This is a genomic window from Pseudomonas sp. CCOS 191, assembly GCF_001007005.1.
In the GTDB taxonomy this organism is placed as follows: domain Bacteria; phylum Pseudomonadota; class Gammaproteobacteria; order Pseudomonadales; family Pseudomonadaceae; genus Aquipseudomonas; species Aquipseudomonas soli.
In genome coordinates this window covers 3,496,988-3,510,706 of the sequence record NZ_LN847264.1, presented here as the reverse complement: position 1 = coordinate 3,510,706, position 13,719 = coordinate 3,496,988, and the positions used below count along the sequence as shown (strand labels likewise).

The following is a 13,719-nucleotide window of genomic DNA, read 5'->3' as shown; positions in this document are numbered from 1 at the left end:
CACCCGCCATGCTCAACACCGTGTTCATTTCCATTCCCGGCGTATTCGCCTACCGTCTCCTTCCACCCCATCACAAGGAGATCACGCATGCCCGAGCTTGCGTTGTACAAGGTGAAACTGCTGGACGAATTCGAGGCTCGCGAGGACGACTGGAGCTTCGGCCACTTCGAGCACCGGCTGACCCAGGTCAAGCCCGCCGCCAACTATCAGGACGCCAAGGGCATCATCAAAGCCGCCCATCTGGCGAACAACTGGCCGAATACGGTAAAGCGCTATCTGCTGAGCAACTACCGCGCCCACGGTAATGTCAGCAGCGAGCTGACCGAAACCTTCATGCAGGTGCTGGCCAGCTTGACGCCGCAGGAGATGAAGGACTGGAAGCTGCCGCAGGTAAACCAGCCGGCCTGATCGCCGCCAAGTCGACTCCCACAGGACGGCGCATGGCTTCAGGCTGGCGCGTTCGGCGTGGGAGCCGGCTTGCCGGCGATGCGCCGCGTCAGCGGCGCTTTCCATGCCGACTCAGGCACGAAACCGCAACACCCGTGCCCCATCATACGGGTCGACCAGGTAGTGCCCCCGCACCCCAAACGTTCCCAGCAGCCGCTCCGGCGTCAACACCGCCTCCGGCTTGCCTAGCGCAACCAACCGCCCTTGATCGAGCACGGCCAGCCGATCGCAAGTCAGTGCCTGGTTGAGATCATGCAGCGCCACCAGCGTCGTCACCGGCAGCGCCTGTACCTGGCGTAGCAAGCCGAGCTGGTGCTGGATATCGAGATGGTTGGTCGGCTCGTCCAGCAACAGCACCTGCGGCCGTTGCGCCAGGGCCCGGGCGATGTGCACGCGCTGGCGTTCGCCGCCGGACAGTTCGCCCCATAGCCGTCGGCGCAGGTGGCTGGCGTCGGCGTCGGCCAGCGCCTGTTCGACGATGGCGCGGTCTTCCTTTGCGAACGGTGCCAGGGCCGAGAGCCAGGGCGTGCGGCCCAGGGCGACGGCGTCGTAGACACTGATGGCGTCCAGGGTGTCGGCCTGTTGCTCGACCAGGGCCAGGCGCTGGGCGATATGCCGGCGCGGCATACGCTCCAGCGCTTCGCCGAGCAGGCGCACGCTGCCACTGCTGGGCGTGCGCAGGCCGGCGAGCAGCTTGAGCAGGGTGGACTTGCCCGAGCCGTTGGGGCCGACCACGCCGAGGGTTTCGCCGGGCATCACGCTCAGGTCGACCCCGTGCAGCACGTCGCGTCCGCCCAGGCGCAGGCCGAGCCCTTGGCAGGTGAGCGGCGCGTCGGCGATGGTGGTCATCACGCTCATGGGCGCCCCCGACGGCTGATCAGGATCAGCGCGAACACCGGTGCGCCGATCAAGGCCGTGACCACGCCCACCGGGATCACCTGGCCGGTGATCAGGGTGCGCGAGAGGATGTCGGCGATGATCAGGAACAGCGCACCGCCCAGGGCGCTGGCCGGCAGCAGGCGGCTGTGCCCGGGGCCGAGCAGCAGGCGCAGGGCATGGGGGATGACCAGGCCGACGAAGCCGATGGCGCCGACGATGGACACCATCACTGCGGTGACCAGCGCCGCGCAACTGATCAGCAGCAGTTGTGTACGGCGCACCGGTACGCCCAGCGAGGCCGCCGAGTCGGCGCCGAAGGTGAATGCGTCCAGTGCCCGGCGCTGCCACAGGCATATCGCGAGACCGAACAGGGCGACCGGCACCGCCAGCCACACCGACGGCCAGCGCACGCCGCTGAGGTTGCCCAGCAGCCAGAACAGGATGCCGCGGGCCTGCTCGGCGGTGGCCGACTTGGTGATGAGGAAGGCGGTGAGGGCGTTGAACAGCTGCGATCCGGCGATGCCGGCGAGGATCACCTGGGCGTTGTCATGGCGGCTGCCACTGGCGCGCGATAGCAGCAGCACCAGGGCGAACGCGGCCAGCGCGCCGATGAAGGCGCCGGCCGACAGCGACAGCACCGCGCCGCCCAGGCCGAACAGCCCCACCGCCACGGCGCCGGTCGAGGCGCCGGCAGACAGGCCCAGCAGGTACGGCTCGGCCAACGGGTTGCGCAGCAGCGCCTGGAGGATCACCCCGCAGGTCGCCAGCCCCGCGCCGCAGGCGGCGGCGACCAGGGTGCGCGGCAGGCGGTAGTTCCAGACGATGCCGGCGTCGATCGGGTCGACGGCATGGCCGGCCTGCCACAGCTGGTTGGCCAGCACCTGCCAGATCGCCTCGGCGCCGACACGGGTCTCGCCGATGGCAATCCCGGCAAGCATGGCCAGGCACAGGGCGAGCAAAGCAAAAAGGCTGATGGGCAGCAGGCGGCTCATGGCTGGGGTGCTTTACCGCTGGCGAAGGCGCTGGACAGCACATCCAGGCCGCGGAACAGGCGGATGCCAGCCTGCATGGCGTCGGCATCGAGGACGATGATCCGGCCGTGCTTGACCGCGTCCATATTGCGCGTGACCGGGTCGCTGCGCAGGAAGTCGAGTTTTTTCTGGTAGTCGTCGGCCGGGTAGCGACGGCGGTCCATGCGCGCGACGATCAGCCAGGTGGGGTTGGCTTTGACCAGGGTTTCCCAGCCCACGGTAGGCCATTCTTCGCTGGACTCGACCACGTTGCGCACGCCAAGGGTCTGCAGCATGTAGTCGGCCACGCCCTGGCGGCCGGCGACATAGGGGTCGGTCTTGAGGTCGGCGCTGGAGAACCAGAACAGCGCGCTGGTGTGCGCCAGGTCCTGGCCGGCCAGGCGCTGCCTGGCCTGTTCCAGCTGGCCCTGGAGCTCGGCATTCAGGCGCGCGCCACGCTCCTGCACGTCGAAGATCTCGGCCAGCTGGCTGACGCTCTTGTAGATGCTCTGCACCTTGAACGGCTGCAGGCGGGTACCGTCGGCGCCCACCAGGTTGTCCTTGCCCTCGCAGTCCGAGGGCAGCAGGTAGGTGGGGATGCCCAGCTCCTGGAACTGCTCGCGGGTGCCGACCGCGCCCTGGGCGCCGATCATCCATTCGAACTGCGCCGTCACCAGTTGCGGACGTTTGCCGACCACCGCCTCGAAGCTCGGTTCGTTGTCGGCCAGGCGCGGGACCTTGTCGTTCTGCGCCTTGAATTCCGGCAGCACGTTGTTGAACCACAGCGAGGTGCCCGCCAGCCGCTCACCCAGGCCCAGGGCATAGAGCAGCTCGGTGCCGGCCTGGCCGACGGTCACCGCCCGTTGCGGGGCCTGGGTGAAGGTCTGCGGCATGCCGCAGTTGTCGACGGTCAGCGGGTACTGGGTGGCGCTGGCATGGGCCAGGCCCGACAGGGACAGGCCGGCGAGGAGGGCGGCGAGGCGGTGCGGCATGGTGGGGCGATCTCCTGAGTGGTGCACGGAATGGCCCACGGACAGGCATCGCCCGGCAGCCTGCGCAAGCAAGCGGCCAGGGCGGATGACCATCCCGGACACCCCGCCGGTTGGTGAATGCGTGCCGGCAGGTCTCCTGACTGGTGCGTCCAGGCCGGCGCCAGCCTTCCCGGGTCGGCAGACCCAGTGGCATCGATGGCGCAGGCTCGGCACCTACAGTTGCGGGGGCAGTTCCCTTTGGATCGCCAGTGGCGAGCCCGGGATTCCCTTTTGATTCCGTGTGGAAACCGGCGGGCGGCATGGTAGACCATCGGGCTGTCGGGTGAAAACGCTTTTACAGGTACTTGAGCCAGGCGATATCGCGCCGGCGCGCTTTCAGCCGGGCGAACCAGCGCACCGGCAGGTACAGGGCAAGTGGTAGCAGCACGGCGGTCAGCCATACCGCCCCGATGCCATCGAAACCGAAATAGCGGCCCTGGTTCAGGCCGAACAATGCCACGCAGGCCACGTACAGCAGCTTGAGCGCATACAGATGCAGCAGGTAGAAGAACATCGGCGCTGCGCCGAACACCGCAAGCGGGCCGATCCAGCGGGCGTCGCCGGCACGCTCGAAGCCGCGCAGCAGGAGCAGGCCGACGCCGAGGGTCAGGGCCAGGAACAGCAACGACGGTGGATACTTGGTGATATTGAAGAAGCTCATCAGCGTCTGCCCGACGCTGGCGTAGAGGCTCCAGGGGGCTTCGCCGTAGCCATTGAGCAGGCGCAGCGCGCCGAACCCCAGCAGCAAGGTGGCGCCGGCCCATAGCAGGCGCTGCTGGCGCTTGCCGGCGTCGCTGCCCCGGGCAAACCACGGCCCGAGCCCATAACCCAGAGCGATCACGCCGATCCACGGCAACAGCGGGTAGGACGTGCGCAGACGCAGATGTTCGCCCACCTCCAGCCAACTGCGCTCATGCAGGATCGCCCATGGTACATGCAGCGCCGATTCCGGCCCGAAGTGCAGGCCATCGAGCAGGTTGTGACCGGCGACGATCAGCGCGCCGAGGGCGAGCAGCGCCGGGCGCGGCAGCCACACCAGCAGCGACAGGGCGAGCATGCTCAGGCCGATGGCCCAGATCACCTGCAGGTAGATCACGCTCGGTGGCAACTCGAAGGTCCAGGCGAAGTTGACCAGGGTGAATTCCAGCAGTACCAGGAACAGACCGCGTTTGAACAGGAACACCGAGACATCGCCGCGGCCCTGGTGCTTCTCGCCATACAACCAGGCCGATAGCCCGGTAAGCACCACGAACACCGGCGCGCACAGGTGCGCCAGGGTGCGGCTGGCGAACAGGCTGGGTTCGGTGGCGTCGATCGCATCGATGGTCATCGGGTCGCTGACCTGGCGATGCAGGAAGAAGGTTTCGCGCACGTGGTCCAGCAGCATGAACAGGATCACCAGGCCGCGCAGGGCGTCGATGCTTTGCAGGCGTTGGGTGGGGAGGGCGGTTGGAGAGCTGGTCATCGAGGAGGGATCGCAGGTTGGAAGGGTGTTCGAATGAAACGTTATCTTATTTCATTTTAATGGGGCCTGGGTACTGAAATGCGCTGGAGTAGCCAACGTCATCGCAAGTAATGCGTCGTTCTGTTAGACACAGCGCGGCGACTCAGGAACTCAACATGTCTAAGGCAGACGTTGATCAGGATCTATCTTCTCTTCCGGCAATCACGACTTGCTCCAACCCATAATTGAAGTCGTCCTCGTTGCGGCGCGGCAGCCCGGTGACACTGACTGTGAACCGGGCATCTTCGAAGCGACACCGCGTCGGCCTTATACAATCAGCCAAGCGGGGTCACATTCGATCAGAGCGCGCCTTGGCTGCTCTTGTCGCCTTGGCGCGCTATGGGGCTCTACCTTCGATTAACGTATGCGCGTCACCGGTCTCGATGACCGCTCTGCAACTGAGCTCATCCCCTATGCGTGCGATTGCACGACCATTCACTGTGGGACTGCCCGCGCCGCTGATGACGGTGCCTTCCCGTGGAGAGGGCAAAGGTGGCGATGGTCGACTAGGGCGGTGACCAACGAGTCAGTTGACCCTCATTTGCGCTTCCTTTTACTTGGCTGGACAGGGGCTTGCTCGAAGGCCTCCGGCGGAGGCGGTGCTGCCCGGACATTGAAGAGTCGGCAGACGCCATACCAGCAGAGGGCGAGGCCGAAGTTGTAAGGGAACAACACGGCCCAGAACGGCAGTTGCCAGTTTTTCTTGCCCTGCAGTTCTCCGGGCTCGCCGGTTCGCCAGGGGGCGTAGTGGCGCCAGGCTTCTGCCGGGGTCAGGCAGATGGCATGAAGCGGTCGGTACCACCAGTTGGGTTCGCCGGGAGGAGGGAGTTTGGCCGGGCCGTGGTTCATGAAGTGGCGAATGTATTTCCAGACTTCGGCGACGTGTTTGATGTCGGATTCAGTGGGTTCGTTACTGTCGACCCATAAGCAATCTTTTTGGTGCAGGCTGCCATCCTCTCTAGGTGGGGCGAAGGCAAGTGCATAACTGGTACTAAAGGATGAGCCTCCAAATTCGGTACGTTTGAATACGCCCCCATGGGTCTTGTTCCAGTCAAAAATGATAAGTTTTTTACCGCGCTGATATAGGATTTTTTTGGTTGAACGGCTGAAGTGGAAGTTTGAAAGTTTTTTTATGAAATAGATTCTATAGGCGAGGAAAGGTGTGAATATTAGTGGTGCAAATATATATTGCATTGCGGAGTGGGCGCGTTCTAATAGTATGGCTCTGTATTCGGGATCTGCAATGTCGGGATAGAAGTAAAAAGCCAGGGCTAGTGTCATGGCAGTGTATAGTTTTGCCATGAACACAGAGTCGGATACCCACGGGTTTCGCAAGGTTAATGTGTCTGTTGATAAGTTTTCTAGTTGTCCGGTTATTGCTGGTTTGTATTCAGGGTCTGAGTTTTTATTGAATATCCATATAACTGCCATGATTATCGCTCGAGACGAAAAATTGAGTTAACCTCATTTCCTTCATTCAAGCCCTGATTGGAGCTATAGGCTAAATGCAGTGAGGCATGATTTTGGTTGTTTATCGTGTTCTTGAAATTCAGAATTAAGCCGGCGCCTGTAACGTAGCAAACAGCGGCAAGTGGAAAGACGACCATCTCACCGTCTTCACGAAGGCTGCTCAAGCTAGCTGACCATTCGCTTGTGCCTACGATAAAGCCCGGTAGGAATACTGTGAATTCCACGGTGGGTTGTGTGGTGGTGACTTCGTTGTGGGTGATGGCGGTCCAGTTTGCTGGTGCCCAATAATTATTTTCATGCCAACCACTGTCGACCCCGGTTATACCAAAGGATTGCGCCTCTTCTGCAGATATTAACCTTGGTCCGTAATGCTCATCGTGCCAGGCTTTAAGTTCTTCTTGCAGAGAAGGGAATGTAGGAAGTTTTTTTCATGATCCAGAACGATTTCGGGATGCACCTCTCCATCGTTTTTACGATTGCCGAAAATTCTCCGTGCTGCCCAGAACTCAATAGGGGGCAGGATGGGTACGCGTGGGCTGCAGGAAGGGCCGAAGGTGGCGCTGTTGGCAGAGCCGTCGGTCATTTACGCTGCCTTTTGGTTGAGCGTACTGGGGCTTGCTCGAAGGCCTCTGGTGGAGGCGGTGCAGCCCGGACATTGAAGAGTCGGCAGACGCCATACCAGCAGAGGGCGAGGCCGAAGTTGTAAGGGAACAACACGGCCCAGAACGGCAGTTGCCAGTTTTTCTTGCCCTGCATTTCTCCGGGCTCGCCGGTTCGCCAGGGGGCGTAGTGGCGCCAGGCTTCTGCCGGGGTGAGGCAGATGGCATGAAGCGGTCGGTACCACCAGTTGGGTTCGCCGGGAGGAGGGAGTTTGGCTGGGCCGTGGTTCATGAAGAGGCGAAGGTATTCCCAGACTTCGGCGACGTGCTTGATGCCGGATTCTGTGGGTTCGTTACTGTCGGTCCAGAGGCAATCTTTTTGATGGAGACTTCCGTCTTTTCGACGGGGTGCGAATGCGAGTGCATAGGAGGTGGTGAAAGATGAGCCACCAAACTCTGTGCGCTTGAAAAGACCACCTCCGGTATTGTGCCATTCAAAGACGAATGCCCTCCTAAAACGTTGGTGGTAGATTTTTTTGTTACGCGGTTGAAGCAAACACTTGATAACCCTTTGATGAGCCAAACTCGGTAAAAAAGAAACGGAAGAAATATGAAAGGCGATAGAGCCATTCCGATCATTAGGGTGGGTGCACGTGCATAATCCTTCCAGTTACCGTTGGATAATAAAATAAAATAAAATATGAATACTGATGCAATAGTCATTGCGCAGTACAGCTTGCCCATAAAAATAGAGTCTGACACCCAAGGGTTGCGTAGACACAGAGTGTTTTCGGATACGCTCAATAGCTGACCACTAATGGCGGGTTTATACCCTGAGCATGAGGTTGAGTTGAACAGCCATATAGTTGCCATGATCAGCGCCCTAGATGAAAATTTGAATTAATCTCGGCGCCTTCGGTCAACCCTTGATTGGCGCTATAGGTGAGATGCAGTGAGACGTGGTTTTGGTGGGTCAGCGTGAGCTTGAAATGAAGAATCAAGCCCGCCCCTACAATGTAGGCGGCGGGAGTGATTGGAAATACGTCCATTCCTCCATCGTCACGGAGGCTGCTCGAAGTTCCTGACCATTGGCTGGCGCCTATTGCGAAGCCCGGCAGCAGAATGGTGAACTCAGCCGTTGCTCCAGATGTGTCCGCATATTTAAATTTTATAGCTGACCAGTTTGGCTGTGCCCAGTGAGTGTTTTGGTTCCATTGAGTATCGACATTGGTTACGCCAAGTGATTGCGCTTGCTTGGCTGATAATAGTTTTGGCCCATAGTGTTCATCATGCCAAGCTTTGAGTTCTGCGTGTAAGGAGGGGAATGGAGGAAGTTTCTTGTCATGGTCCAGGATAATTTCAGAACGAATCTCTCCATCATTGATGCGATTGCCAAAGATGCTGCGTGCTGCCCAAAGCTCGATGGGCACGCGTGGGCTGCAGGCAGGGCCAGAGGTGGCGCTGTTGGCAGAAACGTCGGTCATTTACGCTGCCTTTTGGTTGAGCGTACTGGGGCTTGGTCGAAGGCCTCTGGCGGAGGTGGTGCTGCCCGGACATTGAAGAGGCGGCACACGGCGTACCAGCCGATGGCAAGGCCGAGGTTGTAGGGGAACAACACAGCCCAGAACGGCAGTTGCCAGTTTTTCTTGCCCTGCATTTCTCCGGGCTCGCCGGTCCGCCAGGGAGCGTAATGGCGCCAGGCTTCCGCCGGGGTCAGGCAGATGGCATGAAGCGGCCGGTGCCACCAGTTGGGTTCACCGGGAGGAGGGAGTTTGGCCGGGCCGTGGTTCATGAACTGGCGAATGTATTCCCAGACTTCGGCGACGTGTTTGATGTCGGATTCAGTGGGTTCGTTACTGTCGACCCATAAGCAATCTTTTTGATGCAGGCTGCCATCCTCTCTAGGTGGGGCGAAGGCAAGTGCATAACTGGTACTAAAGGATGAGCCTCCAAATTCGGTACGTTTGAATACACCCCCATGGGTCTTGTTCCAGTCAAAAATAATAAGTTTTTTACCGCGCTGGTATAGGATTTTTTTGGTTGAGCGGCTAAAATGGAAGTTTGAAAGTTTTTTTATGAAATAGATTCTGTAGGCGAGGAAAGGTGTGAATATGAAGGGTGTGATTATGTATTGAGCCATTGAGTGTGCGCTTGCTAGTAATATGTCTCTGTATTCGGGATTTGCAATTCTTGGATAAAAATAAATAGCTAGTAGTAGTGTCATGGCGGTGTATAGTTTCCCCATGAATACAGAGTCGGATACCCACGGATTTCGCAAGGTTAATGTATTTATTGATAAATTTTCTAGCTGTCCAGTAATTGCTGGCTTGTATCCAGAGCTTGAGCCTTTATTGAATATCCATATAACTGCCATGATTATCGCTCGAGACGGAAAATTGAGTTAACCTCATTCCCTTCATTCAAGCCTTGATTGGAGCTATAGGCTAAATGCAGTGAGGCATGATTTTGGTTGTTTATCGTGTTCTTGAAATTCAGAATTAAGCCGGCGCCTGTAACGTAGCAAACAGCGGCAAGTGGAAAGACGACCGTTTCACCGTCTTCACGAGGGCTGGTTAAGCTACCTGACCATTCGCTTGTGCCTACGATGAAGCCCGGTAGGAATACTGTGAATTCAACGGTGGGTTGTGTGGTGGTGACTTCGTTATGGGTGATGGCGGTCCAGTTTGCTGGCATCCAGTAATTATTTTCATGCCAACCGCTGTCGACTCCGGTTATACCAAAGGATCGTGCTTCTTCTGCGGATATTAACCTTGGTCCGTAATGTTCATCGTGCCAGGCTTTAAGTTCTTCTTGCAGAGAAGGGAATGTAGGAAGTTTTTTTTCATGATCCAGAACGATTTCGGGATGCACCTCTCCATCGTTTTTACGATTGCCGAATATGCTCCTTGCTGCCCACAGTTCGATAGGGGTATGGAGGTGTTCATACGATTTGGCGTGAAGGTATAAGCCTCCAGCGATAATCACTGCTCCCAGGAGTACAAGCGCTGCTGCGCCCCATCCGGCAAAGGGTACAACTGATGTAACTCCTGCAACCGCGAGCCCGCCCTCCAATACTAAAACGGAGCCTGCCGCAACAGCGCTTCCGCCATACAGTGTCAAGTCAGATGCTTCAGGGTTACCATGTAGTTTCTGCCTGTCGGATTTTTCAACGTCTGAAGCGAGTCCTAGAAAAATTGCAGGGTAACCGGATAATCGTGCAAACAGATTGCTCCCCAAGAACTTGATCACGCCGTTACCAAACGCCATCCCCGGCGCCGTCGAACTCAATCTCAGCATCACGGCCTTCTGCGTTGCGCGTACGCTGACCAGTGTCGCCGCGGCCGCACCAATCACACCGAAAATCGATGCCGCAAACCCCAAGGTGTATTCCGGCGCATTGCTTTTCTGCAGGCTGTTATAAGCCGTCTTGAGCGAGATCACGTTGAACCACAGCATCCCGGCGTTCAGAGCACCGCCCCCGCCCGAGGTGAGCAACCCGAGAAAGTTGGGTTTAACCCGCGCAGTGGTGGTCAACTCGACCGCCACCGTCCGATTGCCCGAAATACGCAGCTGCTTCATTTCCTCAACCTGCGCCATGCCGCTCTTCAAATACCGCTCCACCTCCTGGCTGAACGGGTTTTCCCTGATGGCCTGGTCGGTGATTTGGTAACGCGCCGCCAACAGCCCCAGCGCTTTCTCGGCATTGGCCTCACGCGCTGCCAGCAGTACTTGCTGACGCAGGGTATGGCTGGCGTCCCAGCGGGTGTGGCCACGCAGGCGTTTGAGCACCACGGCGTTGACGGACTGGGCCGTGAGGTCGGTGATGTCGGCAATGGCCGGAAAACGCCCGGCCAGCCCTTCGATGACATTATCGCCACCACCCAGCACACTGCCGGCCGCGTCGGCTTTGTCCTTGAAGGGGTTGAACGGCGCCAGGGCGGTGTAGAGCGGGCTGTCGTGCTGGTCCAGCCACTGTTCCAGGCGTTTGAAGCGCCGGTCTCGGTCTTCGGTACCGGGTGTCGGCTGGCCCATCGGGTAAATCAGCAGGGCCAGGGAGATTTCCAGGCCACGGGCCGAGATGCGTTCGTCGCGGTCATAGCACGCCAGTGCGGCGGCCAGGCTGTAGGGGTCATCGATATGCGCGGCTTCGGCCGTGGCCAGCCACGCGTCGTGATCATGACTGGCTTGCAGGGCAAGGTTGCGCAGGCCTGCAATGCGCTGCTCCAGCTCATCGCGTTCGGCGAGGAACTGCAGGTATTTGTCGGTATCGATGCGCAGCGCCAAACGCGCACCGTTCGGGGAGTAGTCCTCGTGAGTGAGCGCCCGATAACGTGTCTCGGCCGGGGAGAGAGGGCGTCCGGTGCGGGTGGACTGCAGTCTTGTTTCGACCACTTCGGTAGCGGGCATATCCGCCGGGTACATCGTCTCCAGTGTTTTGTTCAGCAACAGGGCGACCAGGTTGCGATGGTGAAAATCGCGGCTCTGCTGGCTGAGCCGTTCGGCATCGAGCTGGTAGCACGCCGGTACGCCTGCCTGCTCGGAGCCTTGTGCGGGCTTGGTGTGTTCGAGCTGCTCGGCGGGCATCAGGTCGTGCAGTTGGTGCTGGTAGGCCGAGACCGACAGGCTCAGGTCCAGGGCCATGCCTTCAGCATCAGCCAGCGCCACCACCACCGGTATTTTCGGCTGGGTGCTGGGATAGTCCCGGGCAATGGCGTTGAGCCTGCCGACGGACAAGGTGGTTGTGGACGCGTGGCTGCTCCAGGTCAGGGACATACGCCGGCTTGCCGGTTTGTAGTCTTCGACCCAGTCTTGCAGCGCACTGAGCGGCAGTACATGGGGCTGGGTAGAGGGGGCCGGGTTGCCGGCAATCAGCTCGGCCATGTCCAACTGGCGCATATGCCGTTTGCGCAGGGCTGCTGATGCGGTGATGCGGGCAGTCGTGGCGTTGGTCCACAGGTGCGGGCTGTAGCCGATCCACACTTCCTTGGCGGTGTCCTGACAGGTATCGGCCCAGACCCAGCCCATGCTCTGACCGGACAGGTAGCGGTCACGTTGGTGATAGCGCTCCAGCCCTTGATAGTGCAGCTCCTGGTAGCGTCCTTCGCCGTCGTACTCATGAATGACCAGCTTTTCGCCCTGGGGGCCTTTCATGAACACGTAGATGTAGCCTGGGCGCAGCGTGCGCAGGGTGTAGGACGAATGCTGCAGCGGGGCGAAGCCTTGTTCCAGATTGAAGCCTGCGCCTGCGTAGCGACAGACAGGGGCATCGCCCGTACGCGGCACGATGGCATAGCGCACCGGCAGGATGGGCACGCGTGGGCTGCAGGCGGGGCCGGAGGTGGCACTGCTGACGGTGGCGTCAGTCATGGTTTAGCTCCTCGCGTGGGGCCAGTGTTTGATTGCCTGGACATGAGAGGTCCTTCGGATACGGCTGTCCTTGAACGAGACGGTGCTCGTCGTTGCCTGGCATCTTGGGAGTGGCCTGTCAGCTATCGCAGCATGACGGCGTAGAGCGCCTCGATTGGGGGGGCGGGTATTTTTGGTGCTGACGTGTTCCGGGGAACGTTCGCATAAGGTCCTCGCTGGCTGGCAATGGCCGTACCGTCGTGCAGGCCCGTGGATGGCTGTTGCAGCCAGCCACGGGCGACGGTGACGCAGACCTGAAACACTAGCGAGGAACGGATTATGGGTGGTCGACAGGGCTTCCCAAATCCGCGTAGGACGTTTCTCTGTTTATCTTTTTCGGCGCTATTTGGCGGTATTCAGTTACATCTCTCAGGGGAGACGATCCGCCGCTGCCCCTCAGAGATCCAGCACCAACCGCGCCGAGCGCGCCCGCGACACGCACAGCATCATGCTTTGCTGCGCGGCCTTTTCCTCGTCGCTGAGGTATTGGTCGAAATGCTCGGCCTCGCCTTCGAGGATCGCCGTTTCGCAAGTGCCGCACACGCCTTCACGGCACAGGCACTCGACCTTCGCGGCCTTGGACTTCTCGATGGCCTGGAGGATGGTCATGCCTTCCTCGACTTGCAGTTCGGTGCCCGACCGGGCCAGCACCACGGTGAAGGCCGCGCCTGTGGCCGGCGCGGCGGCGGCGAACTGTTCCCAGTGCACCCGCGATTCGGCGATGCCAGCGGCGGCGGCGGTGGCGATCACCGCGTCGATCAGCGGCTTGGGCCCGCACACATAGAGGTGGGCGTCATCGGCCAGGCCCGCGCACAGCGCGGCGAGGTCGAGCTTGCGGTCCAGGCTGTCGATGTAGAACCGCGTGTTGCCGGCATGCGGGCCTTGTTCCAGGTCGCCCTGGAAGGCGCCGTGTTCCGGGGCGCGGAAGGCGTAGTGCAGCTCGTAGGGAGTGGCGCCCCCTTCCAGCTCGTGCAACTGCGCCAGGAACGGGGTAATGCCGATGCCACCGGCGATCAGCACATGGCGCCCGGCATCGGCGTCCAGGGCGAACAGGTTGTTGGGGGTGGAGATGGTCAGCTCGCTGCCCACCGCGACCTGGTTGTGCATGAACGCCGAACCGCCCTTGGACTGCTCCTCGAGCCGCACGCCGATCTGGTAGCTGTGCAATTGACGCGGGTCACTCATCAGCGAATAGGCATTGCTGAACTGGCTGCCGCAGGGCGACTGCATCTGCACGATCACGTGGCTGCCGCCGCTGAAGGCGGGCAGGGCGCCGCCGTCGGCGCGGGCCAGGGTGAAGCGCTTGATCTGCGGCGTGGCCTGTTCCACACCGGTCACGCGCACCTTGAACATCTCGTATTGCTTGGCCATGG

General features: G+C 60.2%; 12 protein-coding genes, 1 pseudogene and 1 riboswitch. Of the genes and pseudogenes, 1 reads left to right on the top strand and 12 read right to left on the bottom strand.

All coding sequences use genetic code 11. The annotated features are described in order from the left end of the window. The first annotated feature begins 87 nt into the window (after nucleotides 1-87). A complete protein-coding gene (locus tag CCOS191_RS15520; RefSeq protein WP_046855988.1) occupies nucleotides 88-408 on the top strand; it encodes a hypothetical protein in 321 nt (106 codons plus the stop codon). 111 nt (nucleotides 409-519) lie between these two features. Here CCOS191_RS15520 and CCOS191_RS15515 read toward each other — a convergent pair whose 3' ends face one another. The 12 genes and pseudogenes from CCOS191_RS15515 to CCOS191_RS15485 form a co-directional block, all read right to left on the bottom strand. Continuing rightward, complete coding sequence (locus CCOS191_RS15515) at nucleotides 520-1,305, bottom strand: ABC transporter ATP-binding protein (protein ID WP_046855987.1); 786 nt, start codon at nucleotides 1,303-1,305, stop codon at nucleotides 520-522. Continuing rightward, the gene (locus CCOS191_RS15510; protein WP_046855986.1) at nucleotides 1,302-2,318 is read right to left on the bottom strand and encodes a FecCD family ABC transporter permease; all 1,017 of its coding nucleotides are present in this window, start codon (nucleotides 2,316-2,318) and stop codon (nucleotides 1,302-1,304) included. The genes CCOS191_RS15515 and CCOS191_RS15510 overlap by 4 nt, the downstream gene beginning before the upstream one ends. After that, nucleotides 2,315-3,328 (bottom strand): ABC transporter substrate-binding protein, encoded by a 1,014-nt coding sequence (locus CCOS191_RS15505; RefSeq protein WP_046855985.1) that lies wholly within the window; start codon nucleotides 3,326-3,328, stop codon nucleotides 2,315-2,317. Before CCOS191_RS15505 ends, CCOS191_RS15510 begins: the two co-directional genes overlap by 4 nt. Nucleotides 3,329-3,437: 109 nt before the next feature. After that, nucleotides 3,438-3,635, bottom strand: a riboswitch (cobalamin riboswitch). A gap of 27 nt (nucleotides 3,636-3,662) precedes the next feature. Beyond that, the gene (locus tag CCOS191_RS15500; RefSeq protein WP_046855984.1) at nucleotides 3,663-4,832 is read right to left on the bottom strand and encodes a DUF1624 domain-containing protein; all 1,170 of its coding nucleotides are present in this window, start codon (nucleotides 4,830-4,832) and stop codon (nucleotides 3,663-3,665) included. 376 nt (nucleotides 4,833-5,208) lie between these two features. After that, nucleotides 5,209-5,310 (bottom strand): hypothetical protein, encoded by a 102-nt coding sequence (locus tag CCOS191_RS28760; RefSeq protein ID WP_442963646.1) that lies wholly within the window; start codon nucleotides 5,308-5,310, stop codon nucleotides 5,209-5,211. A 98-nt stretch (nucleotides 5,311-5,408) separates the two neighbouring features. Then, a complete protein-coding gene (locus CCOS191_RS27465; protein WP_082120434.1) occupies nucleotides 5,409-6,302 on the bottom strand; it encodes a DUF6708 domain-containing protein in 894 nt (297 codons plus the stop codon). 391 nt (nucleotides 6,303-6,693) lie between these two features. Then, nucleotides 6,694-6,924, bottom strand: a complete 231-nt coding sequence (locus CCOS191_RS28590) for a hypothetical protein (RefSeq protein WP_156177600.1) — start codon at nucleotides 6,922-6,924, stop codon at nucleotides 6,694-6,696. After that, nucleotides 6,921-7,813: pseudogene (locus tag CCOS191_RS27460) on the bottom strand (hypothetical protein). The gene CCOS191_RS28590 and the pseudogene CCOS191_RS27460 overlap by 4 nt, the downstream one beginning before the upstream one ends. Nucleotides 7,814-7,815: 2 nt before the next feature. Then, the gene (locus tag CCOS191_RS27975; protein WP_177330350.1) at nucleotides 7,816-8,424 is read right to left on the bottom strand and encodes a hypothetical protein; all 609 of its coding nucleotides are present in this window, start codon (nucleotides 8,422-8,424) and stop codon (nucleotides 7,816-7,818) included. Then, a complete protein-coding gene (locus CCOS191_RS27455; RefSeq protein WP_082120433.1) occupies nucleotides 8,421-9,314 on the bottom strand; it encodes a DUF6708 domain-containing protein in 894 nt (297 codons plus the stop codon). The genes CCOS191_RS27975 and CCOS191_RS27455 overlap by 4 nt, the downstream gene beginning before the upstream one ends. Nucleotides 9,315-9,316: 2 nt before the next feature. Beyond that, entirely contained in the window at nucleotides 9,317-12,307 is a 2,991-nt protein-coding gene (locus tag CCOS191_RS15490; protein ID WP_046855983.1) for a T6SS effector BTH_I2691 family protein, read from the bottom strand. Nucleotides 12,308-12,742: 435 nt separating this feature from the next. Then, a complete protein-coding gene (locus CCOS191_RS15485) occupies nucleotides 12,743-13,717 on the bottom strand; it encodes a PDR/VanB family oxidoreductase (protein ID WP_046855982.1) in 975 nt (324 codons plus the stop codon). Between the last annotated feature and the right edge of the window lie 2 nt (nucleotides 13,718-13,719).

Bases quoted from the DNA above. Each gene is read 5' to 3' on its own strand.
- CCOS191_RS15510 (WP_046855986.1), bottom strand. From the start codon at position 2,318: ATGAGCCGCCTGCTGCCCATCAGCCTTTTTGCTTTGCTCGCCCTGTGC.
- CCOS191_RS15520 (WP_046855988.1), top strand. From the start codon at position 88: ATGCCCGAGCTTGCGTTGTACAAGGTGAAACTGCTGGACGAATTCGAG.
- CCOS191_RS15500 (WP_046855984.1), bottom strand. From the start codon at position 4,832: ATGACCAGCTCTCCAACCGCCCTCCCCACCCAACGCCTGCAAAGCATC.
- CCOS191_RS15515 (WP_046855987.1), bottom strand. From the start codon at position 1,305: ATGAGCGTGATGACCACCATCGCCGACGCGCCGCTCACCTGCCAAGGG.
- CCOS191_RS15490 (WP_046855983.1), bottom strand. From the start codon at position 12,307: ATGACTGACGCCACCGTCAGCAGTGCCACCTCCGGCCCCGCCTGCAGC.
- CCOS191_RS27975 (WP_177330350.1), bottom strand. From the start codon at position 8,424: ATGACCGACGTTTCTGCCAACAGCGCCACCTCTGGCCCTGCCTGCAGC.
- CCOS191_RS15505 (WP_046855985.1), bottom strand. From the start codon at position 3,328: ATGCCGCACCGCCTCGCCGCCCTCCTCGCCGGCCTGTCCCTGTCGGGC.
- CCOS191_RS27465 (WP_082120434.1), bottom strand. From the start codon at position 6,302: ATGGCAGTTATATGGATATTCAATAAAAACTCAGACCCTGAATACAAA.
- CCOS191_RS27455 (WP_082120433.1), bottom strand. From the start codon at position 9,314: ATGGCAGTTATATGGATATTCAATAAAGGCTCAAGCTCTGGATACAAG.
- CCOS191_RS15485 (WP_046855982.1), bottom strand. From the start codon at position 13,717: ATGGCCAAGCAATACGAGATGTTCAAGGTGCGCGTGACCGGTGTGGAA.
- CCOS191_RS28590 (WP_156177600.1), bottom strand. From the start codon at position 6,924: ATGACCGACGGCTCTGCCAACAGCGCCACCTTCGGCCCTTCCTGCAGC.